The sequence below is a fragment of the Mesorhizobium sp. M2A.F.Ca.ET.043.02.1.1 genome, from assembly GCF_003952405.1.
Lineage (GTDB): Bacteria > Pseudomonadota > Alphaproteobacteria > Rhizobiales > Rhizobiaceae > Mesorhizobium.
In genome coordinates this window covers 6,412,725-6,437,677 of sequence record NZ_CP034445.1, presented here as the reverse complement: position 1 = coordinate 6,437,677, position 24,953 = coordinate 6,412,725, and the positions used below count along the sequence as shown (strand labels likewise).

Genomic DNA, 24,953 nt, shown 5'->3' with positions numbered 1-24,953 from the left:
GACGCCTGTGACCATCATGATCAACGGATCCGACTATCCCGTTCCAGACGATGCGCGCGTGTCGCTGCTCGACATGTTGCGCGAACGCCTTGGGCTAACCGGCACGAAGCTCGGTTGCAACCAGGGTGCCTGCGGCGCCTGCACAGTGTTGCTGGACGACGAGCGGGTGCTGTCCTGCCTCACGCTGGCGGCACAGGCAAAGGGGCGCGATGTTCGCACGATCGAAGGACTGCAAGGGCCAGACGGCGGCCTCCACCCCCTGCAAGAGGCTTTCATCGAACATGATGGCCTCCAGTGTGGCTACTGCACCCCGGGCCAGATCTGCTCGGCGATCGCCATGGCGCGGGAGTTGCGGCGCGGCGATCCAAGTCACGTCACTGCCGATCTCGCAGGCCCGGTCCGGCCGACCCGCGAGGAAATCCGCGAACGCATGAGCGGCAATCTGTGCCGCTGCGGTGCGCATAACGGCATTGTCGAAGCGATCGAGGAAATGCTTGCTGGAGAGCCGGCATGACGCCCTTTGCATTTCACATCGCGAATGACCGTGCGGAAGCCCTGGCGCTTGCTGCCGACGGCGCACGGTTCGTCGGCGGGGGCACGAACCTTGTCGATCTGCTCAGGCAGAATGTCGACTCCGCTTCGCAACTGGTCGATGTCAGCCGCCTCACCTCCGACATCCAGGAAGCTGATGGCGGCGCGCTGCTCATCGGCGCATCGATGAAGAACAGCGCTCTAGCCGCGCAACCGCTGATCCGCGAACGCTATCCGATGCTGTCGCGCGCCTTGCTGGCCGGGGCCTCGGCGCAGATCCGCAACATGGCGACGGTCGGCGGCAACATTATGCAGCGGACACGCTGCGCCTATTTCTACGATGTGGACGGGGCGCGATGTAACAAGCGGCAGCCTGGCGGCGGCTGTGGCGCCATCGGCGGCTTCAACCGCTATCACGCAATATTGGGTGCGTCGAATGACTGCGTGGCAACCCATCCCTCGGACATGTGCGTCGCGCTTGCCGCGCTCTCGGCGGTGGTGCATCTCGCCGGCCCCGCAGGTGAGAGAACGGTGGCGCTCGCCGAGTTCCACGCCTTGCCAGGCGCCAGTCCACAAATCGAGAGTGTCCTGCAGCCCGGGGAGATGATCACCGCGGTAGAGCTTCCGCCCGCGACCCCCGCAATGGTGAATTCCGAGTATCGCAAGCTGCGCGACCGTTCGAGCTATGCATTCGCCCTGGTTTCCGTGGCGGCTGGCCTGGACGTCGTCGAGGGCAAGGTCGGCGAGGTTCGGATCGCGCTTGGCGGCGTGGCCGCAAAGCCATGGCGCGCCACGCGTGCGGAGGCGGCGCTTCGCGGATTGCCGGCGACCCGCGCGAATTTCCTTTCCGCCGCGGAGGAGGAATTGGCCGAGGCGCGGCCGCTCGAAGGCAATGCTTTCAAGATCGGGCTGGCGCAGCGCACGATCGCAGCCGTGCTTGAATCGCTGGCAGGAGATCCCGCATGAGCAAGCTGCAGAATGCCCTCGTCGGCGGAGTCCGCACGGTGCTGGGCCGCGTTCCCGCAAGCTGGCTGCCCGGCGGCACGCCGGATCCGATCATTGAGAAGCGCGCGACGCTGGGAACCCAGCAGCCACGCGTCGACGGTCCCGACAAGGTGCGCGGCGCGGCGCGCTTCGCAGCCGAGGTGCCGATGGAGAACCTGCTCCATGCCGCCTTTGTCCATTCCACCATAGCGCGCGGCAAGATCATCGAGCTCGATGTTTCCGTCGCTGAAGCCGCGCCGGGGGTCGAGCTGGTGATGACCTACCGCAATGCGCCGAAAATGTCGGTGCCTCCCGCGATCGGCATCACCAATCTGAAGGCGGCAGGCAACCACACGCTTCCGGTGATGCAGGACGCCGAAATCCGGTGGAACGGACAGGCGGTGGCCGTCATTCTGGCCGAAACCCGGGAACAGGCCGAACATGCCGCCACGCTGGTCCGGATTCGTTACGAAGCCCAGCCGTCACGCACGCGGTTCGAGGACGGCAAGAAAGTTGCAAGCACGCCGGACTCGATCCTGATCGAACGCAACCGGGTCGACAAGGGAAACGCTTCAAAGAAGCTGGCCGAAGCGGCGTACAAGGTCGATGCGGTCTACAGGACGCCGTGGCAGAGCCACAATCCGATCGAACCGCACGCCGCTACGATCGCCTGGCAGGACGGAAGGCTGATCGTTCACGACACGACGCAGATGATCCACGCAACGGCGGGGTCCCTGGCGAAGGTGTTCGGGCTGAAAGAGGCGGATGTCTTCGTCAGTTCACCCTTCGTCGGAGGTGGCTTCGGCGCAAAGGGAATGTGGGATCATCAGATCCTCGGCGCCGCCGCGGCGAAGCTCGCCGGGCGACCGGTGCGAGTCAGGCTTTCGCGGGCGAGCATGCACCGTCTTGTCGGCGGCCGCACCCAGACCGAGCAGCGCGTCGCGCTGGGGGCCGGTGCCGATGGAAAACTCACCGCCCTGTTGCACCATGGCTATGCCACCAAGCCGAAGCACAGCATATGCGACGAAGGCTTCAGCCTCACCGGGCGATCGCTCTATGCGTCCGGAAGCTTCGACATCGTTCAGCACCATGTCGATCTCGACCTCGTGGCCAACTCTTTCATGCGTGCTCCCGGAGAGGCTCCGGGAACTTTCGCGATCGAATGCGCGATGGACGAACTCGCTCATGAGCTCGGGATGGACCCGATCGAGTTGCGGCGTCGCAACGTCGCTTCCTGTGATCCGATCAGCGGCGCTCCCCATTCGCAGAGCGCCGTGATGACCGCGTACGACATGGGTGCCGAGCGTATTGGTTGGGTGCTGCGCGCCTCCGCGCCTCGTGCACGGCGCCAAGGGGAATGGCTGATCGGCATGGGCTGCGCGGGCGGAACCTTCCCTTTCGCCCGCATGCCCGGCACGTCCGCGCGCATCACCCTCGACGCTGGCGGTCGCGCGCATGTCGCAAGTGCCGCGCAAGAGATGGGAATGGGGACCGCGACCGTGCAGCGCCAGCACGCCGCGGACCGGTTCGGGCTGCCGCTCGACAGTGTGTCGGTGACTATCGGCGACTCCAGCCTGCCCTTCGCCAGCTTCGCCGGCGGATCGTCCCAGACAGCCTCGCTCGGCGCGGCTATCAGTGCAGCGAGCGGCAAGCTTGCAGCCGAGCTGTTGCGCCTCGCCGGCAACGACACACCGCTGGCGGGGCTCAGGGTGGGCGAGGTCGAATTCGCCGACAGCGGGCTGCGCAGCGTCGACGACCCTTCGCGGTACGAGAGCTTCGCTTCGATCTTTCGCCGCTCCGGGCGCGACGAGATCAGCGTCACGGGCGAAAGCGGCGCGCCGCTGGAGATGCTCAAATTCTCGATGCACAGCACGTCGGCCATCTTCTGTCAGCTGCGCGTGAGCGAGGTTACCGGGGAAATCCGGATCGATCGCCTGGTCGGCGCCTTCGATTGCGGGCGCATCCTCAACGCGAAAACCGCCACCAGCCAGTTCAAGGGCGGCATGATCATGGGACTGGGAATGGCGCTGACGGAAGAAACGCTGCTGGACGAGCGGAGCGGCCGGATCATGAGCACGTCGCTGGCCGATTATCATGTGCCGGTGCATCTGGACGTGCCGGAGATCGATGTGCTGTGGACGGATGTCCCCGACCCGCGCACGCCCATGGGGGCGCGTGGCATCGGCGAGATCGGTACGACCGGAGTGGCCGCGGCCGTTGCCAACGCCGTGTTCAACGCCACCGGTATTCGCGTACGCGACCTGCCTATCACCCTCGACAAGCTGGCCGCCGATACAACTCAAGCAAAAGGATGAGGCGGTTCCGTCCGGAACCTAAACGAAAGCGAGACGATTCCTTTTGAGGAAATGGCACGGGCAGCAGGGCTCGAACCTACGACCTGCGGTTTTGGAGACCGCCGCTCTACCAACTGAGCTATGCCCGTGCATGCGCTTGTTCGGCGCAGGCGCTTCCTAAAAGCTTCCGGGCCCTCTGTAAAGAGCACTGACCTGCCGTTTTCGAAGCTTTGCCGGATTTCTCCATCGCATTTCCGTCGGCGACGGATTGCGTTCCCTGAAAACGCGCCTGGGCCTAGGATTTTCCGGCCGGCGGCTTGTATGGCCCGCCCGGCACACCCCAGCCCCAGGCCGGCATCGGCTCGGTCGCGGGATCGCAGGTCTCGCCCAGATTCGAGTTCATCTTCGCCAGCCGCGATCCCCATTCGACATAGCCCATGAAGGCTGAGCGGAACTCGGGGTCGTCCGGCAGGCCGACTTCGTCGGCTGCGTCGGCGAGAAGGTTGATCCAGCGCCGGCGCTGCTCCTCAGTCAGGTGCTTGCCGAGATGATGCATCACCATCTCGCGATGGCCGCCAAACTCTTCGCTATGAGTCTTCGGCCCGCCGAAGACCTCGCCGATGAAGGCGGCGACATGCGCCGGATGGTCCGGCGACATGGTCTTGAACACGGGGCCGACGATCGGATCCACGGCCACTTTGTCGTAGAAGGCGCGTGTCAGCCTGTTGAGCGCCTCGCTGCCGCCGGCCCATTCGTACAAAGTCGGGATTTTCGCGCTCATCCCCGATCCTCCGTTCCGCAAATCGCGCGAGGAGGATAGCGGCGCCACCCTGCCCGCCTCAACCTGCCTCGATGGCCAGTGCGGGCTCTCTCCTTGTCTACGCAATTCTGGACGGAAAACCGTAAACGCTTTTCCTGGAATTGCTCTAAAGTTTCGCTGGCGCCTCGGCCTCGGCATTGGCGGCCGGCAGCACCCGGCAATTGTCCGGTTTCGGCGATGAGTTGCAGATGGTCGCCCCGGTGAGCGCATCCACCGATTGCGGTCCGGTCGTAAGACCGGATTCGCGAAGTTCGCCCTTGCTGAGTTCCCTGTGCTTGGCGAACTGCGCCGACTGCATGGCGGCAAAAAAGCCCGAGCCGATCGCCATCTCGTCGAGATACGCCCTGACCTTCTCTTCCATGCCCATGGAATGCACCAGGAAATGCGCATCGGCGCCGACGAGGCGCCTGATGCCGCCGGCGATCATCATCGCGCAGGCGGCGTCGCATTGGGCGCCTGCATCGATGGTGAGACCGCTGTAGAGGCCTTCGGTTGGTTCGCAACCCGCCTTGCCCGGATCGCAATCGAGAAAGTCCGTTCGGGCGACCGCGACATCCAACCGGCGCTCACGGATCAGGCGACCCGCGGCAAGCGCTGCCTGCACATCGCCACCTGGCGAGTTGACGACCACCGGCAATCTGCGCCCGCCGAGCGTATCGAGCAGCTGGCGAAGCTTGCCGGCCGTGCCTGCGGCGATCGTGCCTTCCGCCGAAATCCATTCCGGACAATCGGGATTGCAGAGCGGGTTGCTGCCGCGAACGACAACGAAGCGCATGTCCTGTTCCTGGACCCGCGGCCGGGTCGCCGTGCCCGGAGCAGCGAGCAAAGGCGCGGCTTCGACCTTCGCGACCTCGGCCGGCTTGGCGTTCGACGGCATCTCGCGGCAATTCGCCGGCACGGGATTGCGCAGGCACATGCTCTTTTCGGTCAACAGATCGAGCGAATCGAGGCTGGTGACGAGCTTCATCTCCAACATATCGTCGGGCTCGATCTGCCGGATGTCGCTGGCGGGCGTCGTCTTCATCACATCCAGCACGCCCTGCTCGACGCCCATCTCCTTCAGATAGGCCGACAGTCGCCTCTCGACCGCCTTGCTCATCTCATAGGTCTTGTAGCTGCCGGCATTCTTGCGGCTGACGATCGTGGTGCCGATGATCTTCTTCTTGCCGTTCACGACCCGATAGGTCGTGCGGTAGAGCAGCTTCTCGCGCCGGAAGGTGGTGGTGATCTGGTGGACACCGAGATAGGCCCATTCGCCAACGACGCGGCGGATGCCGCCGGCAAACATCAGCGGACAGGCCGAATTGCACATCGCGCCGCTGTCGTAAGCGACGCCGGAATAGGGCTGCTGCTTGGCGTCGTTGCCCCGGCAGTTCTTCATCCCCGGCGAGCAGCCGGAAAACTCCGTGATGCCGACCGCGATATCGAGCTTGTTCTTGCGGATCATGCGGCCAAGCTGGAGCGCGGCATCGACATTGCCGCCGGGAGAATTGACGACAATTGGCAGTTGCCGCCCGCCGAGCGTCTTCAGCAAGCGTCTGAACAGCGCTGGCGTGCTAGCCTCGATCGTGCCTTCAGCGGAAATCCATTCCGGGCAATTCGGCTCGCAGCCCAGCGCGCTGCTGCGCACCACCGCGAAGCGCATCGTCGGACCGTAGTCCGGCGGATCTTCCTTCGCGGCGGCGCCGAAGGCAGCCAGCGTCAGGACAGCGGCCAACCCCAGTCGGATCAGCCCTCGCCGCCGCAAAATGATTTTTGAACGAAACGCCGAAACCACGCCTGGCTAGCCCCTCGGGTACAACTCATACTAGTTCCAGCGACGATGCTTGCAACAGAATTGAGCTTGCCGGCCCGATACTGCTTCCAAACGAAAAGGGCGGCCCGAAGACCGCCCTTTCCTTGTCGAACCGGCAACGGCCGGATCGATTACTCCTTGATGGTGACGACGATGCCTGCACCGACGGTGCGGCCGCCTTCGCGGATGGCGAAGCGCAGCTTCTCTTCCATCGCGATCGGCACGATCAGCTCGACGTCGACGGTGATGTTGTCGCCGGGCATCACCATCTCGGTGCCGGCCGGCAGCGTCACGATGCCCGTCACGTCCGTCGTGCGGAAGTAGAACTGCGGACGGTAGTTGGTGAAGAACGGCGTGTGACGGCCGCCTTCGTCCTTGGTCAGGATGTAGGCTTCGGCCACGAACTTCTTGTGCGGCTTCACCGAGCCCGGCTTGGCCAGAACCTGGCCGCGCTCGACGCCCTCGCGGTCGATGCCGCGCAGCAGCGCGCCGATGTTGTCGCCGGCCTGGCCCTGGTCGAGCAGCTTGCGGAACATTTCAACGCCCGTGCAGGTCGTCTTGGCGGTCGGACGGATGCCGACGATCTCCAGTTCCTCGCCGACCTTGACCACGCCGCGCTCGACGCGGCCGGTCACGACCGTGCCGCGGCCCGAGATCGAGAACACGTCCTCGATCGGCATCAGGAACGGCTTGTCCAGCGGACGAACCGGGGTCGGGATGTAGGCGTCGACCTGAGCCATCAGCTCGCGGATGGCGTCCTCGCCGATGGTCTTGTTCGAATCCTCGAGAGCGGCCAGAGCCGAGCCCTTGACGATCGGAATGTCGTCGCCGGGGAACTCGTTCTTCGACAAAAGCTCGCGAACCTCGAGCTCGACCAGCTCGAGCAGCTCGGCGTCGTCGACCTGGTCGACCTTGTTGAGGAACACCACGATCGAAGGCACGCCGACCTGACGGGCAAGCAGGATGTGCTCGCGGGTCTGCGGCATCGGGCCGTCGGCGGCCGACACGACCAGGATCGCGCCGTCCATCTGGGCAGCACCGGTGATCATGTTCTTCACATAGTCGGCGTGGCCGGGGCAGTCGACGTGGGCATAGTGACGGTTGGCCGTCTCATACTCGACGTGAGCCGTCGAAATCGTGATGCCGCGCGCCTTCTCTTCGGGTGCTGCGTCGATCTGGTCATAGCGCTTGTATTCGCCAAAATACTTCGTGATCGCCGCCGTCAGCGACGTCTTGCCATGATCGACGTGACCGATCGTGCCAATGTTCACATGCGGCTTGGTGCGCTCGAATTTACCTTTTGCCATAGTCTCTTTCCTTGGACGGCCTTGACCTTCAGTTCAGTCGAATGCGGGGCGATTAGCGACAACGGCCGAAAAACACAAGTACCTTGTGGCTGAGCGGATTCCCGCTCGACCCGAACCGACGGTCGATTTCAGGGGGATGTGGGCGGATATAGGGCTGCCGCGCGTAAAATCAAAGGCTCCAGGCTGGCCCATTGCCGCCGCCGCGCCGCTCTGATCTTGTCGGCGGCATGCAGGTCATTCCATCCAATATCCGCGGCCCGCTGTTCATGGTCGTCTCGACGGGGTCCTACCTCGTCAACGACACGATGATGAAGCTCGCGACCGCCGGGCTGCCGCCCTATGAGGTGCTGCTGCTGCGCGGCGCGGCGGCCACAGCGTGGGGTGTACCGCTGCTTCTGATGCTGGGTTATGCCAGGCAGATCCCGCTGCTCTTCGAACGCAAGGTGCTGCGCCGCAACCTGTTCGAGCTCCTGGCGATCCTCTGCTACGTCGTCGCCCTGGCGAACATGCAGATCGCGGATTCCACCGCGCTCGGCCAGATCACGCCGCTCCTCGTGCTGGTCGGCTCCTCAATGCTGTTCGGCGAAAGGATCGGCGCAACGCGCATGGCGCTGATCGGCCTTGGCTTTGTCGGAGCGCTCATGGTGGCGCAGCCGACCATGCAGGGCATTTCGGTCTATGCGCTGCTGGCGCTCGGCAACGCCGCCTTTGCGGCGGTGCGCGACATAGCCGGCCGCAAGGTGAGCGCCGAGGTGCCCGGCATGATCGTCGCCATCTCCGCCGTCCTGGTGGTGCTGGTCGGCTCAGGCGCGGCGCATCTAGTCTCCGAGCAATGGGTAATGCCCGAAGGACGCCATCTGCTGCTGATCGCGGGTGCCGGCCTGTTCCTGATCTTCGGCCATTTCTTCATCTTCATGGCCTACCGGGTCGGACCGACAAGCGCGGTGGCGCCCTTCTATTACTGCTTCACCGTATCGGCGGTCATATCCGGACTGCTGGTGTTCGGGCAGTTTCCCAATGCGCTCGCCGTCTGCGGCATCCTGCTGGTCATGGCCAGCGGCCTGGTGATCGTCTCTCTCGACGAGAGGAAGCGCCGATTGGCCATGGTCGCCTGACGACGAGCATCAATCTGGGCCGATCCGACAGGATCGACTCCCCGCAGCCCGGCCGTCTGCGACTTTCTTGGCCCTACAGCGTGCGCTTGCCGCTGATCTGGTGATAGGCCCAGAGCACGACGATCGAGCCGATGACGGCCACGATCAGGCTCCAGATATTGAGGCCGGTGACGCCGGCCGAGCCGAAAGCGCTGAAGATCAGCCCGCCGACGATGGCGCCGACGATGCCGAGCACGATGTCCATGATCATGCCCTGGCCGGTCTTGTTGACGATCTTGCTGCCGATGAAGCCGGCGATAAGGCCCAGAATGATCCAGCTGATGATGCCCATAATTCCCTCCAAATACCCCCACCCCCATCATGGTCATATGATTGTCAAAAGCTCAAGACAGCTTGAACTTCCGCCTGTTTGCGCCATTCTGGGGACGGGCGGACTTGGCTGGACAAGGAGATCCACGATGGGCCTTTTCGACAATGCCGTTCCCGGCGGGAATATCACCAAACCTCTGATGATCGCGCTCGGCGCGCTTTTGGTCGGCAGGATGCTGAGCGGCAGAAGCGAGGAACCGGCCGCGCACCAAGCGCCGGCCCCGGCGCCTGCTGCAACCGGCGCGTCCGCCGATGGCGGCTTGCTCGGCGGGCTAGGTGGCCTGCTCGACAAGCTCAAGGACGCCGGCCACGGCAATGTCGCCGACTCCTGGGTCGGGACCGGCCAGAACCAGCCGATCAATCCGGGCGATCTAGGCTCGGCGCTCGGGCCGGCGGTGATCCGCGAGATCGCCCAGCGCACAGGCATGAACGAGCAGGAACTGCTGCAGCAGCTCTCCACGGCGCTGCCCGGCATCGTCGACAAGCTGACGCCGAACGGCCAGATCCCGCAGAACCATCAGGTCGCTTCGGCCTTCAACAGCTGAGTGTCTGGACGAAAGGCAATGCGCTGCGCGCTACGGCGCGCGGCGTTTTTTGTGCGATTGACGGCAGGGGCGGGAAATCTGGAGCGGGTAGCGGGAATCGAACCCGCATATTCAGCTTGGAAGGCTGCTGCTCTACCACTGAGCTATACCCGCGCCTTGCACTGAGGTACCGGATTCACCCGAAAAGCGCCATGCACTTTTCGGTCCGAGACTTTTCGTTTCAGGGCTTCCGGGCCGGCAGTGGTGGAGAGGGTTGGATTCGAACCAACGTAGGCTAAGCCAACGGATTTACAGTCCGTCCCCTTTAACCACTCGGGCACCTCTCCAGTCTGCCGCCGGAGCCATGCAACGAGGCATTCGCGCCGATCCGGAGCCCGAGTAAGATCTTCTCCGAAATCAGCGATGCGCCTTATGGCGGCAAGGCCGGTGGGTGTCAACCGGCGCGGCCAGGGTTTTTCGAGGATGTCCGGCATTCATTTCTTGAGCCCATATCCTTAGCCGGGCGGGACGGCTATAGAAGCCCGCATGAACGACGATAAAAGCACCAAGCCCGGCACGCGCAAGGACACCCACTACGCCAAGCTGAGGCGCGCGCATCGAGACCAGAAGGCGGGCGGCGCGCCGGCATTCCGGCCGCGCCAGCCGGTGCCGCCGGGGGAAGGGCCTGGCGACGGGCTGGTGCGGCTTTACGGCCTGCACACGGTGCGGGCCGCCCTCGACAATCCGCGCCGCAAGATCAAAAGGATGCTGGTGACCCGCAACGCGGCGGAGCGGCTTTCGATCGGCGAGCTTGCCGCCCTGCCTTTCAAGGCCGAGTTGGTCGAGCCGAAGGACATCGACAGGATCACCGGGTCGGACGCCGTGCATCAGGGCGTGCTGATCGAGGCCGAGCCGCTGAAGCCCAAGCGCCTCGACGCGCTCGGCGACACAAGGCTGGTGCTTGTGCTCGACCAGGTGACGGACCCGCACAATGTCGGCGCGATCCTGCGCTCCGCCGTCGCTTCGGCGCCGCGCCTGATCACGACTGCACGCCACAGCCGCAGATCCGGCGTGACAATCCCGCGTCCGGCGGCCGCGATCGGAGCTGGTGACCCGCAACGCGGCGGAGCGGCTTTCGATCGGCGAGCTTGCCGCCCTGCCTTTCAAGGCCGAGTTGGTCGAGCCGAAGGACATCGACAGGATCACCGGGTCGGACGCCGTGCATCAGGGCGTGCTGATCGAGGCCGAGCCGCGGCCTCGCCGCCGGCGCCCTGCGGCCGCCCGCGCCGCGCCGCCCCCGCCCGCCCGCCGCTGCACGCCACAGCCCGCAGGAATCCGGCGTTCTGGCGAAATCCGCGTCCGGGGCCCTGGAGCATATCGACCAGATCGAGGTGAAGAACCTCGCCGATGCGCTGGGGCAGCTGCACGAGGCCGGTTTCCAGACGATCGGACTTGATTCCGAAGGACCGGCCGAGCTCGAAAAGACATTCGACGGCCAAAAGATCGCGTTGGTGCTGGGCGCGGAAGGCAAGGGCCTGCGGCAAAAAACCCGCGAGACGGTGGCCGCGCTCGCCCGCCTCGACATGCCGGGCGCCATCCATTCGCTCAACGTGTCGAATGCGGCGGCGGTGAGCCTTTATGCGGCAAGGAAATTCCTAGCGAATAGCGAATAGCGAATAGGCGGAACACCGCGAGGTGCCGGCCTGCAATCCCTACTCGCTACTCCCTATTCGCTACTGGCTAGCCCACTTCGTGGGCCGCCATCCGCTCCAGCGCTCTCACCAGCGCCGAGTGGTCCTCCTTGGCGCCGCCATTGGCGGCGCAGGAATTGAAGAGCTGCTGCGTGGTCGAGGTGTTAGGTAGCGAGACGCCAAGCGCTTTCGCGCCTTCCAGCGCGAGGTTGAGGTCCTTCTGGTGCAGCTCGATGCGGAAGCCAGGCGCGAAGGTGCGCTTGATCATGCGCTCGCCATGCACTTCGAGGATGCGCGAGGCGGCGAGCCCGCCCATCAGCGCCTGCCTGACTTTCGCAGGATCGGCGCCGGCCTTCGAGGCGAAAACCAGGGCTTCGCCGACAGCTTCGATGGTGAGGGCCACCACGATCTGGTTGGCGACCTTGGTGGTCTGGCCGACGCCGTTCGGGCCGACCAGCGTGATGTTCTTGCCCATCTTCTCGAAGACCGGCCTTGCGCGCTCAAAAGCCTTTTCCTCGCCGCCGACCATGATGGTCAGCGATGCGGCCTTGGCGCCGACCTCGCCGCCCGACACCGGCGCGTCGAGATAATCGCAGCCGAGATCGTTGATCTTTTTGGCGAATTCCTTGGTGGCGATGGGCGAGATCGAGCTCATGTCGATGACGAGCTTGCCCTTAGACAAGCCAGCGGCGACGCCGTTCTCGCCGAAGAGAACATCCGCGACCTGCGGGGTGTCTGGCACCATGGTGATGATTATGTCGGCGGTCTTGGCCACCGCATTGTGGCCGGTGACTGACTTCAGCCCCTTGGCGACGAGATCAGCCGGCGGCTTGGAGCGGTGGTCGCTGGCAATGACCGTATGGCCGGCGTCGAGGAGATGCCCCGCCATCGGCGCGCCCATGATGCCAAGGCCGATGAAGCCGATGGTTTCCATTGACGTTCTCCGTAATTCCTATCGAGGTCGCGTTCCTTCGCGCCCCCCTCTGGCCTGCCGGCCATCTCCCCCACAAGTGGGGAGATTGGCAGCTTCGCCGTCGGCTCTAAGCCGCCGCGCTCCCCTGTCCGGCGAATTGCCGGAACCAGCCGAGCCCGGCTTCGGTGCCGGCTTTCGGCTTGTATTCGGCGCCGATCCAGCCGGAATAGCCGAGGCGGTCGATGTGGTCGTAGAGGAAAGGATAGTTGATCTCGCCCGTCCCCGGCTCGTGACGGCCGGGATTATCCGCAAGCTGGATATGCGCGATGCGGCTAAGGTTCGCCTCGATGGTACGGGCGAGATCCCCCTCCATGATCTGCATGTGATAGATGTCGTATTGCAAATAGAGGTTCTTCGAGCCGATGCGGTCGATCAGCGCCAAGGCCTGGTCGGAGTAATTCAGGAAGAAGCCCGGAATGTCGCGGGTGTTGATCGGCTCGATCAGCAGCCTGATGCCGGCTTGTTCCAGCTTCTCGGCCGCGAAGGCCAGGTTGTCGGCAAAGACGTTTTCCAGCACAGCGCGATCGACGCCCTGGGGCGCGATGCCGGCGAGGCAGTTGACTTGCTCGCAGCCCAGCGCATGCGCATAGGTAATCGCCTTGGCGACGCCCTGGCGGAATTCCGGCACCCGGTCCGGCAGCACGGCAATGCCGCGCTCGCCCTTGCCCCAGTCGCCGGCCGGCAGGTTGAAAAGAACCTGGCTCAGGCCGTTCTTCTTCAGGCGCGCCGCGACGACGTCCGGCGCGTGATCATAGGGGCCGATATATTCGACGCCCTTGAAGCCCGCGCGGGCGGCGGCATCAAAGCGATCGAGGAATTCATGCTCGCCGAAGAGCATGGACAGGTTGGCTGAAAAACGCGGCATTCTTTTCTCCTTCGTTCCGCCTGAACTCAATCCAACATGACGATGGCCGTCGGCGCATCCTCATGGCTCTCGGCAAGTTCCTCAAATTCCGTGATCTTGTCGATTTCGGTGCCCATCGAAATGTTGGTGACGCGCTCGAGGATGAATTCCAGCACCACCGGGACCTGATGCTCCTTCATCAGCCGCTGCGCTTCCTTGAAGGCGCCGGCGAATTCCTCGGGCGTCTTCACGCGGACCGCCTTACAGCCCATGGCTTCGGCGACGGCGACATGGTCGACGCCGTAGCCCGCCTCCGGATCGCCTGCGCGGTTGACGTTCTCGAACGCCAAGCTCACCTCGTAATCCATCGAAAAACCGCGCTGCGCCTGGCGGATGAGGCCGAGATAGGCGTTGTTCACGACGACATGGATGTAAGGCAGCTTGTGCTGGGCGCCGACCGCCAGTTCCTCGATCATGAACTGGAAGTCGTAGTCGCCCGAGAGCGCGACGATGGCGCGATCCGGATCGGCGGCGCGCACGCCGAGGGCTGCCGGCAGCGTCCAGCCGAGCGGTCCGGCCTGGCCGCAATTGATCCAGTTGCGCGGCTTGTAGACATGCAGGAACTGCGCGCCGGCGATCTGCGACAGGCCGATGGTGGTGACATAGGTCGTGTCGCGGCCAAAGGCCTTGTTCATCTCCTCATAGACGCGCTGCGGCTTCAGCGGCACCTGCTCGAAATGCGTCTTGCGCTTCATCGTCTTCTTGCGCTGCTGGCATTCCTTGGCCCAGCCCGACCAGTCGCGCAGCCTGCCTGCCGTGCGCCATTCGGTGGCGACGTCGAGCAAGATCTTCAGCGCGGCGCCCGCATCCGAGACGAGGCCGAGATCCGGCGCGAAGACGCGGCCGATCTGCGTCGGCTCGATGTCGACATGGATGAACTTTTTGCCCTTGGTGTAGACGTCGACCGAGCCGGTGTGGCGGTTGGCCCAGCGGTTGCCGATACCGAAGACGAAGTCTGACGCCAGCATCGTCGCATTGCCATAGCGATGCGAGGTCTGCAGGCCGCACATGCCGGCCATCAACCGATGGTCGTCGGGAATCGCGCCCCAGCCCATCAGCGTCGGGATGACCGGCACGCCGGTGACTTCGGCGAACTCGATCAGAAGATCGGAAGCGTCGGCGTTGATGATGCCGCCGCCAGCGACGATCAGCGGCTTTTCCGCTTCGTTGAGCATCAAAAGCGCCTTCTCGGCCTGGGCGCGCGTCATGGCCGGCTTGAAGGGCGCGAGCGGCTCATAGGCGTCGATGTCGAACTCGATCTCGGCAAGCTGGACGTCGAGCGGCAGGTCGACCAGCACCGGTCCCGGACGCGAGGAGCGCATCAGGTGAAACGCCTTCTGCAGCGCCATCGGCACCAGATAAGGTTCCATGACGGTGACCGCCCATTTGGCGACGGGCGCGGCGATCGAAGCGATGTCGACAGCCTGGAAGTCCTCCTTGTTCAGCCGGGCGCGCGGCGCCTGGCCGGTGATGCAGAGGATCGGGATGGAGTCCGCGGACGCCGAATAGAGGCCGGTGATCATGTCGGTGCCGGCCGGACCGGACGTGCCGATGCAGAGGCCGATATTGCCGGGCTTGGCGCGCGTATAGCCTTCGGCCATATGCGAGGCGCCCTCGACATGGCGGGCAAGCACATGGCGGATGGTGCCGCGCGCCTTCAGCGCCGAATAGAGCGGGTTGATCGCCGCGCCCGGCACGCCGAAGGCATTGGTGATGCCTTCCTTTTCGAGAACGAGAACCGCCGCGTCGACAGCGCGCATCCTGGCCATTGCAAGCCTCCATTTCGTTGGTTGGCTTGATAGTGACAGCGCGCATTCGATTTTTCAATTTTTTCAGAATATTTTTCCAATTTTAGCAAACGGCGCTTACCCGTTGAATTTACGTCATTTTCGGTTTTCCAGAAATTCACCCTGCCAAAACCTGAAAAACTTTTTCATTGCACCTCGCGCGAATTCAGCGAGAATGCCGCCTATGGAAACGACGGAAAAACGCCAGCGCGGCCGGCCGCGCGCCTTCAATGGTCCATCCGAAGCGGCGTCGGTGCAGTCGCTCGACCGGGCGCTGCGCATCCTCGCGATCGTCGCCGAGGCCAGCGGCCTGTCGCTCAGCGAAATTGCCGCGCAAAGCGGCATTGCCGCCTCCACAGCCTATAGAATGCTGACGACACTGGAAAACCACGGCATGGTCGAGTTCGATACGACCGACCAGCTCTGGTCGGTCGGCGTCGAGACCTATCGCATGGGCGCCGCCTTCCTGCGCCGCCGCAAGCTGGTCGACCGCGCCCGTATCGTCATGCAGGAGCTGATGGAGAAGACCGGCGAGACCGCCAATCTGGGGGTCGCCGAGGACGATTGCGTCGTCTTCGTCAGCCAGGTCGAGACGCATCAGGCGATCCGCGCCTTCTTCCGGCCGGGCACGCGCAGCCCCTTCCATGCTTCCGGCATAGGCAAGGCGGTGCTGGCGCATCTGGAGCCGGAGCGGGTCGCGGCGATCCTGCGCAAAGCGGGCCTGCAGCGCTACACCGACAAGACGCTGTCCGACATCTCGGCGTTGGCCCATGATCTCGCGACCATCAAGCATCGCGGATGGTCGGTGGACGATGAGGAGCGCCATCCCGGCATGCGCTGCGTGGCCGCGGCCATCTTCAACGAATATGGCGAGCCGATCGGCGGCGTTTCGGTGTCCGGCCCGACGGTGCGGGTCACGCCCGAGCGGCTGGCCGAAATCGGCCCGCTGGTGCACGACGCCGCGGTCGAGGTGACGAAGATGATCGGGGGCGTGAAAGCGTATTAGGATGCGCCGGGCAACGCGCTCTTGGCCGATATCTCTAGGAAATCGAGCAGAATGGCCAGTCCGACGCCGCAGGCCGCCAGGATGAGCCCCGCGAGGAATATCCGACTGGCGCGGTCATGAACGCTTCGCTGCAGGGATTTGATATCGAGCAGGATGGCGAGCGCTCGGATCTGCAGCGCAATGCCGACCAGGATCGGCAGGACGGCGACCAGGTGGTAGGTCTGCCATGGGATCGGGTTGGCCGCCCAATGCGTGATGAAGCCTAGCGAAAACGCAAGCAGGATGCCGACGATGGTGATGGTGCCGTTGCGGAAAACCGGCTCGACCCGTTCTTCCTTGGGATCCTGCTGGTCCATGCCACCCTCCCCTCGTTTGGTGCCGAAGCCAGACTAAACGCTTGCAAAATCGCTGTACATCGCTGGTTGCCTGGCAGGATCCGACCGGGCATAGGCAGGCCGGACCACCGGCTTGACCATCTTGCCGGGGCGTCGGGATGCGTGCGAAAGGGCACGGATGCGGAAAACAGTCGTCCTTCTATCCGCCGCTTCGCTTTGCGGATGCGTGGCGGCGGCACCGGCGCCGGTCGAACCCATCGGCAATCCCAGCGGCAACCCGCTGGTCGATCCTGTTCCGATCTCGCTGGCGATGGAGGAGATCGTCACCGCCGGCGTCCGCCAGCACCTGAAGAACCCGCTCGCCGCCAAGTTCGGAACGATGCTCGCCGGAGAACGCAGTTTGAACGGCCGCCACGAAATCGTGGTGTGCGGCTATGTCGACGACAAGGGTTCTTCGGGCGGCAACGAGCCTTTCATCGGCAAGATCTATCCCGATGCCGGAAACAGTTTCGAACTCGTCGCGATAAATGACGCCTCAGTCAGCGGCGCCTGCAAGGCGGCCGGACTGGCGATGCCGGAGCTGAAGCCCAATTCCTAAGTCGGCGAGGCCGGAAAGCTGTTCGCTTCAAATCCAGCCAATCAGGCGAATGTCTAACGCTCGAACGCAAGAAAAGGGGCTGCGCGCAGCCCCTCTTTCCTCGCCCGCCTTTTCTTACAGATGGCAATAGTGCGGGTAACCGTCGTAGCCGATATAGGTGTTCGTATCCGGGTCATAGCTGCCGTAGCGGGCCATGCAGCGGCGAACATGCCAGGAACCTTCGTAGCCGCCTTCCTCGACATAGACGGTGCGGGGCTGCTGCTGGGCGAGCAGGCTGCCGAGCACGAAGCCGCCGACGCCGGCGGCGATGCCGATGCCGAGCTCGCGGCGGTGATGATGGCCGTGGGCGGCCGAAGGCTGGACGGTGCCGACGAGCGAGCCGGCGGCGACGGTGGTGGCGATGAGGCCGGAAACGATGGTGCGCTTGAACATGACGATCTCCTGTTTCATTGGAGAGGCGACCATCCGCCTCTTGATCGTCTGTCGTCGCGGCCTCGAGAAAGGTTCGAAATTTTTCCGAGATTTTTTGAGCGACTATGAAAGTCGAGTGAGTAGTGAGTAGTCGGGGCGCCGAGCGTGCCACCCTACCCACTACTGACTGTTCCCTACTCACTCCCTTCACCCCATCCCCGTGACATGCCTCAGCCAGAAGGCCAGCACGATGAAGCCGACGAAGGTGGCGACGCCGGTCCAGTCGATATTGGCCTTCTTCAGATCGCTGACGACCTTCACCAGGAGAAGCCAGGTCACGACTATGAGCGGCAGGATGATGACGAATCTGATCATGCGGCACCCGTTCGATGCGATTACCTGGACAGGATGTAGGAAGCCGCGCGCCACTTTTCAGCATGCCGGCCAAGCGGCACCGTCCATCAGCAACCCAAAACGGAGTTTTGTCTTTACTGGCGCACGAAATATGCTACCGGAGCGCCCATGCCCTTGTAGCTCAGCTGGTAGAGCAGCGGTTTTGTAAACCGAAGGTCGCGGGTTCGATCCCTGCCGGGGGCACCAGCCAGATATATTGCGCGTGTTTCTTTTGTCGTCTGTCAAGGATCAAAGCTCGCCAACGTCCTCGCCGAAGCGACAGGTGTTTGAGCTGAAACCAATCGCAACGCTGTAGGCCGCCCAGATAGCGGTGGCGTAAGCCATTGGCAGCTTGCAGAAATATCGACGGAAATCGGTTCCCGGCAGTCTCGCGCAATCGGCTATGCGAATCTCGTTTGCCTTTTTCAAAGCCTCCGGTGCTACGGACATTGGAGTTTCCCCTCAGATGTTGTTTAGTCATCGAAGGGCAACGTGGAACGAAGGGCGTGAGGTGGCTGTGAAAAGCCGCGTGAAAATCGCGCAAGAAATCGAAATTCAGAGCAAATCGCGATGAGCTTGGCGCGGCTCGATCTGCTGGGCGGGTTTCGCCTGACGTCTCGGGAGGGAACGAGGCTAGAGGTGCCCGCCAGGAAGAACCGAGCGCTTCTGGGCGTACTCGCCTTGGCGCCGAACCATGAGGCGACCCGCCAGAAGCTCGCCGGGCTCTTGTGGGGGGATCGAGGCGAGGAGCAGGCCAGAAATAGCCTGCGGCAGGCCCTGGCTTCCATGCGCAAGGATTTTGCCGATCAGGAAGCCGATACTCTAATTCTCATCGGAGATCGTGTCGCGCTCAGTCCAAGACGCATATCGGTCGACGTGACGGAGTTCATCGCCGCCTCCGCAAGCCGCGATGCCGCTGGGCTCCGGCAAGCGGCGGATCTCTATGCCGGGCCTTTCCTTGACGGCCTGAGTTCGACGGACGGCGTCTTCGAAGACTGGCTGCGCGACGTCCGCGCCGACTTGTTGGCCCGAGCCATTCGTGTGCTCGAGTCCCTGGCAGCATCGGTGAGCGGTAGCGAGCGTGTCGCGGTGGCTGAGCGGCTGGTGGCCCTCGAACCCCTACGCGAACAGTCACACATTGCCTTGGTTCAGGCCCATGTCTCCATGGGCCAGACGGCTCTTGCCATCAAGCAGTACGAGGCATGCAAGCTGCTGCTAAAGCGCGAGTTGAACGTGGATCCCGGCGACCAACTTCAGCAATTGCGCCGTGTGCTGGACGAGACGTCGGTCACGCGATCTGGCAAGGGTCCATCTAGCCACAGCCCGGTGATAGCGGTTCTTCCCTTCGAGAACATGAGCGGCGATTCCGATCAGGACTATTTCAGCGACGGAATTACAGAGGATATCATTACCGACCTGGGCAGATTTGGTGAACTTCACGTCATTGCCCGCAATTCATCCTTCACCTTCAAGGGCAGAGTTGCCGACACCTCCACCGTCGCGAAGCAGTTGTCTGCCGACTACCTTGTTCAAGGAAGCGTCCGCCGTGCCGGCAACCGGGTGCGGATTTCGTCCCAACTCATAGATATACGGTCCGGCAATCAAATATGGGCAGATCGATTTGATCGAGAACTCGTCGACATTTTCGATCTTCAGGACGAGATCGCCAGAAGCGTGGCCACGATCGTTGCGGGAACGATCCGGATTTCAAGCGTAGAGAAAATACGGCGTGTTCCTATTACTCAACTTGATGCCTATGAACTTTACCTGCAGGCCCGCGTTCGCTTCGTTCGCTATGACACTATCCTGGAAGCGGAGCCTTACCTCGTCAGGGCGATCGAACTGGACCCGAACGTCGCGTCGATCCATGCCATGATGGCGATCGTACTTTCGACAAGATGGCTGCTCGAGGCGAATCCGCACAATCGAGAACTACTCGAGACGGCTTTGGCTCATGGTCGCCGAGCCCTCAAACTCGGACCGCAACAGGCGTGGTCCCATAAGGCGATGGCTCACCCGCTCATGTTCCTGGGGCAACTCGATGAGGCTCTTGCCCACCTGGACCAGGGCGTGAGCCTCAATCCCAATGACATCTGGGTTCGAGCAATCCGCGGTTTGTGCCGCAGCTATATCGGTCAGCACGCGGAAGGGTTGTCCGATATTGACGCATGTGTCGCGCGTGATCCGCTGACTTACGATTGGTTCTGGGACGTGCGGGGGCAGATTCTTTTGGCTCTCGGACGGCATTCGGAGGCAATAAAGTCCTACCGCAATCTCAACTCCTACTCATTTTGGTCATACGCGTTTCTTGCAGTTTGCCATTTGCGGGAGGGCGACGTCGCTCTCGCTGCCGACGCAGTCAGGCAATGCCTGGCCGCCAAACCCGGCCTAACCGTCAGCGCCGTTCTAATAGACCCATATCGGGACCCAAAAATCCTTGAGGGCCTTCGGAACGACCTTCTTGCTCTCGGCATACCCGATGGATGAAAGTCGCAATGCTCGACCGGTTCTCCGCCCGCAAACCGCCATGCCTCAATCGACGAAAGCTCAGAATGTGAAAGGAATGGCTCCCTGCGCGGAGGGGCACGTCAGTGAGGAATAGCGTTGCTGTTTGTGACGCGCTCACACCCCGGATATCGCCGCCACCAGCACCCGGTTCTGCCTTCGTATCGCCGCCCTCAGCTCCGGTATCCTCGCCTCGTCGCGTTTCACGAACTCGATGAACATCATGTTCATGTTGTTGAAGATCAGCTCGCCCACCGCCGAGCCGTCGATGTCGGCGCGCACAAGGCCGATCTGCTGCAGGCGGGCGATCAGCGCGCTGATCTGCCGGGTCAGTTCCCGGTCGAGCGCGGTGTAGGTCTGGCCGAAGAGGCTGTCGGGCAGTTGCGTCGAAATCGCCATCGCCTGGCGCCACATTTCCTTGCTGAGGTAATTCAGCGAGTGCTCGATATAGATGCCGATCAGCGTGTCGAGCGCGTCGCCGACATTGGCGGGCGGGCTGGCGACCACGCCTCGCCCGGCATTCAGCACCTCGTTGACCTCCATGGAAACGATGGCGCCTAGGATGTCCCCCTTGTTCTGGTAGTAATTGTAGATCGTGCCGATCGAGACCTCGGCTTGCGCGGCGATCGCCTCGATCTTGGCGCCTTCGTAGCCGGCCTCGCGAAACAGCGCGGTGGCCGCATCGATGATGCGGCGGTGCCTGTCCGCCTTCTGCCGTTCGCGCAATCCGCTCATATCGGCCTCTTTGCCAAAATCATAATTGACTCAATTTTAGAATCGGTTCAACTTTTCTTCCAACAAGCCAGCAAGGCAGGGAGAACACTCGATGACCGTCAACGCCCGCAATCCGCTTTCCACCCTCAAGTCCCATCTCGCAGCCGCTTGCGCGGTCGCCGCGCTGCTTCTTGCAGCCGGTGGCGCTGAGGCCGCCGATCTCAATGCGCTGATCTGGTGCGACCACTCCGATCCGGCGCTGCTCGAGCCATTCGAGAAGGCCAACGACGTCAAGGTCAACGTCAAGGAATTCGAGGGCACCGGCGCGGGGCTGGCCATCGTCGACCAGTCGCAGCCCGGCGACTGGGACGTGATGGTGATCGATTCCATCGACGTGCCGCGCGGTGTCGAGAAAGGCCTGTTCGAGCCGCTGCCCGAGGACAAATTGCCCTTCGCCGACCTCTTCCCGGAAGTGAAGATGGACAAGTCGACCATCGTCGACGGCAAGCGCTACGGCATCACCGAAAAGTTCGGCTACAACACGATCGGCTTCAACAAGACCAAGGTCGACCCGGCCGACATGCAGTCGCTGGCCTCGCTCACCAGCGACAAATACAAGGGCAAGCTCGCGATCTACGATTACTACCTGCCGGTGATCGGCATGGCGGCTCTGGCGATCGGCAAGAAGACCGCCGACCTCACCGAGGCCGACCTGCCGGCACTCAAGGCCGAGCTCCTCAAGATGAAGGCCAACGCCAAGCTGGTCGGCGAGGTCACCGCCAGCCAGACCGCATTGGCCACCGGCGAGGTGGACGTTCTTGTCGGCGGCGGCGAATGGGTCACGGCGGGCCTTGCCAAGGAAAATCCGGCGCTCGACTTCTCGATCCCGAAAGAAGGCGCGGTGCTGTGGTCGCAGTCGCTCGCCATGTTCAAGGATTCCAAGAACAAGGACATGGCGCTGAAATTCATCCAGTACATCATGAGCCCTGAGGGCCAGGCGCGGCTTGCCACCTCGTCCTGCTACTGGGGCATGCCGGCGAACACCAAGGCGGCGCTGACCGACGAGCAGAAGAAGATCCTGCGCTTCGACGAGCAGCCCGGCTTCCTCGCCCGCGCCCAGGCCTATCCGGCGCCGAACGCCGACCTCGACAAGAAGATGCAGGACATGTGGACCGAAATGCTGCAGGCGCAGTAAATCGGCCGATGAGCGTTTCTGGAAGCAACTCGCGTGCCCTGCCTTGGGCGCTGGTCACGCCGGCGCTGGCGTGGACGCTGCTGTTCTTCGTGCTGCCCCTCATCGCCATGGGGTTTTCCAGCCTCACGGCGCATGAAGGCGGCGGTTTCACCTTGGCCAATTACAGCCAGTTCTTCACCGATCCGTCCTATTGGCGGGCGATGGTGAACTCGCTGGAGGTCACGGCTATCGTCACCGTGATCTCGATCCTGCTCGCCTATCCCTTCGCCTGGATCCTCGCGGAAATGGTCCCGGAGCGCTGGCAGCGGCTGGCGCTTATGCTGGCCGTGCTGCCGTTCTGGACCTCCTATGTCGTGCGCTCCTATTCCTGGCTGCTGGTGCTGGCGCAGAACGGCGTCATCAACCGGGCGCTGACCGGCGTCGGCCTCATCGCCGAGCCGCTGCAGCTCGCCAACACGCGTTTCGCCACCGTCACCGGCTTCGTGCATTTCTTCGTCATGCTGTTGACGCTGACGATCTTCGCCAATCTGAAGCAGCTCAGCCCGAGCTACCGCAAGGCTGCCGCCGATCTCGGCGCCGGGCCGGTGCGGACTTTCCTGCATGTCGTGCTGCCGCTGACCCTGCCCGGCATCATGGTCGGCGCCTTCCTTACCTTCGTGCTCTGCATCGGCGACTACATCACGCCGCAGATTCTTGGCGGCAACAACGAGCTGGTCATGCCGCAGCTGGTTATGATGCAGATCGGCCGGCGCGGCGATTTCTCGCTGGCCTCCGCGCTGTCGATCATCCTGATGGCTGTCGTCACCATCGCCTATCTCGCCTGCGCGCGCTGGCTGAAGATCGAGCGGGCCTGACGATGCGCGCCGCCGTCCGCTTCGCCGCCTGGCTCTACGCCGTCGCCGTCTATGGCTTCATCTTCCTGCCGGTGGTGGTGCTGGTGCTGTTCTCGCTGCAGGCAACCTCCTTCCCTATACCGCCTTTCACCGGCCCGTCGCTGCGCTGGTACCAGGCGGTGCTTTCAGACGCGAGGCTCACCTCAGCGCTGGTCAATTCACTGCTGGTGGCGGTGCTGTCCTCGCTCGCATCGGTCACGCTCGGATTTCTGTCCGCCTGGGGTTTCGCGCGCTTCGTCCTGCCGGGCTCGGCCTTGCTGCGCGGGCTGATCACGCTGCCGCTCACCGTCAGCTATCTGATCATCGGCATGGGGCTGCTGGTGCTGTTCAACTGGGCCGGCGTGCCGAAATCGCTGCTTGCGGCAGGCATCGGCCATGTCGTGATCAACCTGCCGCTCTGCTTCGCCATCATCTACAGCCAGATGGGCGACCACCAGATCAACATCGAGCGCGCCGCGCGCGACCTCGGCGCCGCCGAGTGGAAGGTGCTGCTCATGATCACGGTGCCGGTGATGGCGCCGGCGATCTTCGCCGGCTTCTTCCTGTCGATGACATTTTCCTGGGACGAGTTCGTCATCTCCTTCCTGCTCACCCGCTTCGAGACGACGCTGCCGGTGGAGATCTGGAATCTCCTGCGCTCCGGCCTCAACCCCAAGACCAATGCCGTCGGCTCACTGGTCTTTGCCGTCTCTATTGTCCTAGTTGTGTTTTTCGAACTGACGCTGCTGCGGAGAAAGCCGGCATGAGCGCGCCCCTCGTCGACATCCGCAACGTCTCGCATCGCTTCGGCCAGTTCCCGGTGCTGAAGAATGTTTCGCTGGCGATCGACCCCGGCAGCTACACGATCCTGCTTGGGCCGTCGGGTTCCGGCAAGACGACGCTGCTTTCGATCCTTGGCGGCTTCGTCACGCCCAGCGAAGGCAAGGTGTTCATCCGGGGCGCGGACTGCACCGCCGTGCCGCCGGCCAAGCGCCCGACGACCACCGTGTTCCAGGATTATGCGCTGTTTCCGCATATGAGCGTCGGCGGCAATGTCGGTTTCGGCTTGCGCATGCAGGGCGTCGACGGCGCGACCCGGGCGGCGAAGGCGCGCGATGCGCTTGCCCTCGTCGGGCTGGCGGCCGCCTTCGACAAGAAGCCGCATCAGCTCTCCGGCGGCCAGCGCCAGCGCGTGGCGCTGGCCCGTGCGCTCGTCATCGAACCGGCGGTGCTTTTGCTCGACGAGCCGCTCGGCGCGCTCGATCTCAAGCTGCGGCGGCAGATGCAGGACGAGCTGAAAGCGATCCAGAAGCGTGTCGGCACCGCCTTCGTCCATGTCACGCATGACCAGGAAGAAGCGATGGCGCTGGCCGATCATTGCGTGGTGATGAATGACGGCCGCATCGAGGACGAAGGCCCGCCCGAGCGCGTTTATGCGCGGCCCAAGACGCGCTTCTCGGCGACCTTCATGGGCGAAAGCACCATTCTTGCCGGCACCGTGACCGAAGCGGAGAACGGGATCGTCACCGTCTCGACGGCGGTCGGGCCGGTCTCGCTGCCCGGCGCATCGACTGCCGGCGCCACGGTCGCGCTCGCCATCCGGCCCGAGCACCTGGTTCTCGGCGAAGCGAAAGGCAATGTCGCGCTCGGCGACGCCAAGGTCGGCGATGTCGTCTTCCAGGGCAGTTTCAAGCGCGTGCTGGCTGCCTCGATGCTCGATGCCGCACTGCAGTTCATCGCCAAGGCTTCCGCTTCCGCCACCGTTCAGGCGGGCGACACGATAGCGATTTCGTGCAACGCTCAAGACATCATCCTGCTGGCGGACTGATC

Annotated in this window: 26 protein-coding genes and 4 tRNA genes; 15 read left to right on the top strand and 15 right to left on the bottom strand. The window is 63.4% G+C overall.

Annotation, left to right across the window (positions count from 1 at the left end):
- Window positions 1-7 precede the first annotated feature (7 nt).
- The 3 genes from EJ068_RS31095 to EJ068_RS31085 are packed head-to-tail and all read left to right on the top strand — an operon-like array spanning window position 8 to window position 3,830.
- Window positions 8-514, top strand: a complete 507-nt coding sequence (locus EJ068_RS31095) for a 2Fe-2S iron-sulfur cluster-binding protein (protein ID WP_126082810.1) — start codon at window positions 8-10, stop codon at window positions 512-514.
- Complete coding sequence (locus tag EJ068_RS31090; protein WP_129554973.1) at window positions 511-1,497, top strand: xanthine dehydrogenase family protein subunit M; 987 nt, start codon at window positions 511-513, stop codon at window positions 1,495-1,497. Before EJ068_RS31095 ends, EJ068_RS31090 begins: the two co-directional genes overlap by 4 nt.
- A complete protein-coding gene (locus EJ068_RS31085; protein ID WP_129554972.1) occupies window positions 1,494-3,830 on the top strand; it encodes a xanthine dehydrogenase family protein molybdopterin-binding subunit in 2,337 nt (778 codons plus the stop codon). The genes EJ068_RS31090 and EJ068_RS31085 overlap by 4 nt, the downstream gene beginning before the upstream one ends.
- A gap of 52 nt (window positions 3,831-3,882) precedes the next feature.
- Here the strand turns inward: EJ068_RS31085 and EJ068_RS31080 are convergent.
- The 4 genes from EJ068_RS31080 to tuf all read right to left on the bottom strand — a co-directional run bounded on the left by EJ068_RS31080 (window position 3,883) and on the right by tuf (window position 7,731).
- Window positions 3,883-3,958: transfer RNA gene (locus EJ068_RS31080), tRNA-Trp, on the bottom strand.
- A gap of 146 nt (window positions 3,959-4,104) precedes the next feature.
- Window positions 4,105-4,590, bottom strand: coding sequence for a group II truncated hemoglobin (locus tag EJ068_RS31075; protein ID WP_127386384.1), 486 nt, complete (start codon window positions 4,588-4,590; stop codon window positions 4,105-4,107).
- Window positions 4,591-4,735: 145 nt separating this feature from the next.
- A complete protein-coding gene (locus EJ068_RS31070) occupies window positions 4,736-6,274 on the bottom strand; it encodes a hypothetical protein (protein ID WP_127253898.1) in 1,539 nt (512 codons plus the stop codon).
- Between the two features lie 281 nt (window positions 6,275-6,555).
- Window positions 6,556-7,731, bottom strand: coding sequence for an elongation factor Tu (gene tuf, locus EJ068_RS31065; protein WP_040983039.1), 1,176 nt, complete (start codon window positions 7,729-7,731; stop codon window positions 6,556-6,558).
- Window positions 7,732-7,958: 227 nt separating this feature from the next.
- On the opposite strand from tuf, the gene EJ068_RS31060 reads away from it, so the two are divergent.
- A complete protein-coding gene (locus tag EJ068_RS31060) occupies window positions 7,959-8,846 on the top strand; it encodes a DMT family transporter (RefSeq protein ID WP_127252512.1) in 888 nt (295 codons plus the stop codon).
- Window positions 8,847-8,919: 73 nt separating this feature from the next.
- Here the strand turns inward: EJ068_RS31060 and EJ068_RS31055 are convergent, their stop codons facing one another.
- A complete protein-coding gene (locus EJ068_RS31055) occupies window positions 8,920-9,177 on the bottom strand; it encodes a GlsB/YeaQ/YmgE family stress response membrane protein (RefSeq protein ID WP_126061040.1) in 258 nt (85 codons plus the stop codon).
- A gap of 127 nt (window positions 9,178-9,304) precedes the next feature.
- Here EJ068_RS31055 and EJ068_RS31050 point away from each other — a divergent pair, with 127 nt between their 5' ends.
- Window positions 9,305-9,760: a YidB family protein gene (locus EJ068_RS31050; RefSeq protein ID WP_127252511.1), complete on the top strand. Its 456-nt coding sequence runs from the start codon at window positions 9,305-9,307 to the stop codon at window positions 9,758-9,760.
- 79 nt (window positions 9,761-9,839) lie between these two features.
- Here EJ068_RS31050 and EJ068_RS31045 read toward each other — a convergent pair.
- Together EJ068_RS31045 and EJ068_RS31040 are read right to left on the bottom strand one after the other, a co-directional pair.
- A tRNA-Gly gene (locus tag EJ068_RS31045) sits at window positions 9,840-9,913 on the bottom strand.
- An 88-nt stretch (window positions 9,914-10,001) separates the two neighbouring features.
- A tRNA-Tyr gene (locus tag EJ068_RS31040) sits at window positions 10,002-10,086 on the bottom strand.
- A 199-nt stretch (window positions 10,087-10,285) separates the two neighbouring features.
- Between EJ068_RS31040 and EJ068_RS33945 the strand changes: the two genes are divergently transcribed.
- Together EJ068_RS33945 and EJ068_RS33580 are read left to right on the top strand one after the other, a co-directional pair.
- Complete coding sequence (locus EJ068_RS33945) at window positions 10,286-11,134, top strand: RNA methyltransferase substrate-binding domain-containing protein (protein ID WP_348639304.1); 849 nt, start codon at window positions 10,286-10,288, stop codon at window positions 11,132-11,134.
- A complete protein-coding gene (locus EJ068_RS33580) occupies window positions 11,131-11,412 on the top strand; it encodes a TrmH family RNA methyltransferase (protein WP_245463295.1) in 282 nt (93 codons plus the stop codon). Before EJ068_RS33945 ends, EJ068_RS33580 begins: the two co-directional genes overlap by 4 nt.
- A 67-nt stretch (window positions 11,413-11,479) precedes the next feature.
- On the opposite strand, the gene EJ068_RS31025 is transcribed toward EJ068_RS33580, so the two are convergent.
- The 3 genes from EJ068_RS31025 to gcl form a co-directional block, all read right to left on the bottom strand.
- Window positions 11,480-12,364, bottom strand: a complete 885-nt coding sequence (locus EJ068_RS31025; protein WP_127252509.1) for a 2-hydroxy-3-oxopropionate reductase — start codon at window positions 12,362-12,364, stop codon at window positions 11,480-11,482.
- 106 nt (window positions 12,365-12,470) lie between these two features.
- Window positions 12,471-13,268 (bottom strand): hydroxypyruvate isomerase, encoded by a 798-nt coding sequence (hyi, locus tag EJ068_RS31020; RefSeq protein ID WP_127252508.1) that lies wholly within the window; start codon window positions 13,266-13,268, stop codon window positions 12,471-12,473.
- Between the two features lie 26 nt (window positions 13,269-13,294).
- Window positions 13,295-15,076, bottom strand: coding sequence for a glyoxylate carboligase (gene gcl, locus EJ068_RS31015; protein ID WP_127252507.1), 1,782 nt, complete (start codon window positions 15,074-15,076; stop codon window positions 13,295-13,297).
- Between the two features lie 202 nt (window positions 15,077-15,278).
- Here gcl and bhcR point away from each other — a divergent pair, with 202 nt between their 5' ends.
- Window positions 15,279-16,100, top strand: a complete 822-nt coding sequence (gene bhcR, locus EJ068_RS31010; RefSeq protein WP_127386159.1) for an HTH-type transcriptional regulator BhcR — start codon at window positions 15,279-15,281, stop codon at window positions 16,098-16,100.
- Here the strand turns inward: bhcR and EJ068_RS31005 are convergent.
- Entirely contained in the window at window positions 16,097-16,456 is a 360-nt protein-coding gene (locus tag EJ068_RS31005; RefSeq protein ID WP_127252505.1) for a hypothetical protein, read from the bottom strand. The two genes, bhcR and EJ068_RS31005, sit on opposite strands and share 4 nt — an antisense overlap.
- Before the next feature lie 157 nt (window positions 16,457-16,613).
- Here EJ068_RS31005 and EJ068_RS31000 point away from each other — a divergent pair, with 157 nt between their 5' ends.
- The gene (locus EJ068_RS31000; protein WP_127252504.1) at window positions 16,614-17,033 is read left to right on the top strand and encodes a hypothetical protein; all 420 of its coding nucleotides are present in this window, start codon (window positions 16,614-16,616) and stop codon (window positions 17,031-17,033) included.
- A 114-nt stretch (window positions 17,034-17,147) separates the two neighbouring features.
- Here the strand turns inward: EJ068_RS31000 and EJ068_RS30995 are convergent, their stop codons facing one another.
- Window positions 17,148-17,465 carry a BA14K family protein gene (locus EJ068_RS30995; protein ID WP_126082823.1) on the bottom strand — a complete coding sequence of 106 codons (318 nt, stop codon included), beginning with the start codon at window positions 17,463-17,465 and terminating at the stop codon, window positions 17,148-17,150.
- 186 nt (window positions 17,466-17,651) lie between these two features.
- Complete coding sequence (locus EJ068_RS30990) at window positions 17,652-17,819, bottom strand: hypothetical protein (protein WP_095767587.1); 168 nt, start codon at window positions 17,817-17,819, stop codon at window positions 17,652-17,654.
- Window positions 17,820-17,968: 149 nt separating this feature from the next.
- Between EJ068_RS30990 and EJ068_RS30985 the strand changes: the two genes are divergently transcribed.
- Window positions 17,969-18,044 (top strand) — tRNA-Thr (locus tag EJ068_RS30985).
- Window positions 18,045-18,086: 42 nt separating this feature from the next.
- Here the strand turns inward: EJ068_RS30985 and EJ068_RS30980 are convergent.
- Complete coding sequence (locus EJ068_RS30980; RefSeq protein ID WP_127252503.1) at window positions 18,087-18,287, bottom strand: hypothetical protein; 201 nt, start codon at window positions 18,285-18,287, stop codon at window positions 18,087-18,089.
- 120 nt (window positions 18,288-18,407) lie between these two features.
- Between EJ068_RS30980 and EJ068_RS30975 the strand changes: the two genes are divergently transcribed.
- Window positions 18,408-20,324 (top strand): BTAD domain-containing putative transcriptional regulator, encoded by a 1,917-nt coding sequence (locus EJ068_RS30975; RefSeq protein WP_127386160.1) that lies wholly within the window; start codon window positions 18,408-18,410, stop codon window positions 20,322-20,324.
- 135 nt (window positions 20,325-20,459) lie between these two features.
- On the opposite strand, the gene EJ068_RS30970 is transcribed toward EJ068_RS30975, so the two are convergent.
- The gene (locus EJ068_RS30970; protein WP_127252500.1) at window positions 20,460-21,077 is read right to left on the bottom strand and encodes a TetR/AcrR family transcriptional regulator; all 618 of its coding nucleotides are present in this window, start codon (window positions 21,075-21,077) and stop codon (window positions 20,460-20,462) included.
- Window positions 21,078-21,168: 91 nt separating this feature from the next.
- Between EJ068_RS30970 and EJ068_RS30965 the strand changes: the two genes are divergently transcribed.
- The 4 genes from EJ068_RS30965 to EJ068_RS30950 are packed head-to-tail and all read left to right on the top strand — an operon-like array spanning window position 21,169 to window position 24,951.
- Window positions 21,169-22,251: a spermidine/putrescine ABC transporter substrate-binding protein gene (locus tag EJ068_RS30965; RefSeq protein WP_127252499.1), complete on the top strand. Its 1,083-nt coding sequence runs from the start codon at window positions 21,169-21,171 to the stop codon at window positions 22,249-22,251.
- 8 nt (window positions 22,252-22,259) lie between these two features.
- Window positions 22,260-23,105, top strand: a complete 846-nt coding sequence (locus EJ068_RS30960) for an ABC transporter permease (RefSeq protein WP_127252498.1) — start codon at window positions 22,260-22,262, stop codon at window positions 23,103-23,105.
- A 2-nt stretch (window positions 23,106-23,107) separates the two neighbouring features.
- Window positions 23,108-23,890 carry an ABC transporter permease gene (locus EJ068_RS30955; RefSeq protein ID WP_128298236.1) on the top strand — a complete coding sequence of 261 codons (783 nt, stop codon included), beginning with the start codon at window positions 23,108-23,110 and terminating at the stop codon, window positions 23,888-23,890.
- Window positions 23,887-24,951, top strand: a complete 1,065-nt coding sequence (locus EJ068_RS30950; RefSeq protein WP_127250806.1) for an ABC transporter ATP-binding protein — start codon at window positions 23,887-23,889, stop codon at window positions 24,949-24,951. The genes EJ068_RS30955 and EJ068_RS30950 overlap by 4 nt, the downstream gene beginning before the upstream one ends.
- The last annotated feature ends 2 nt before the right edge of the window (window positions 24,952-24,953 follow it).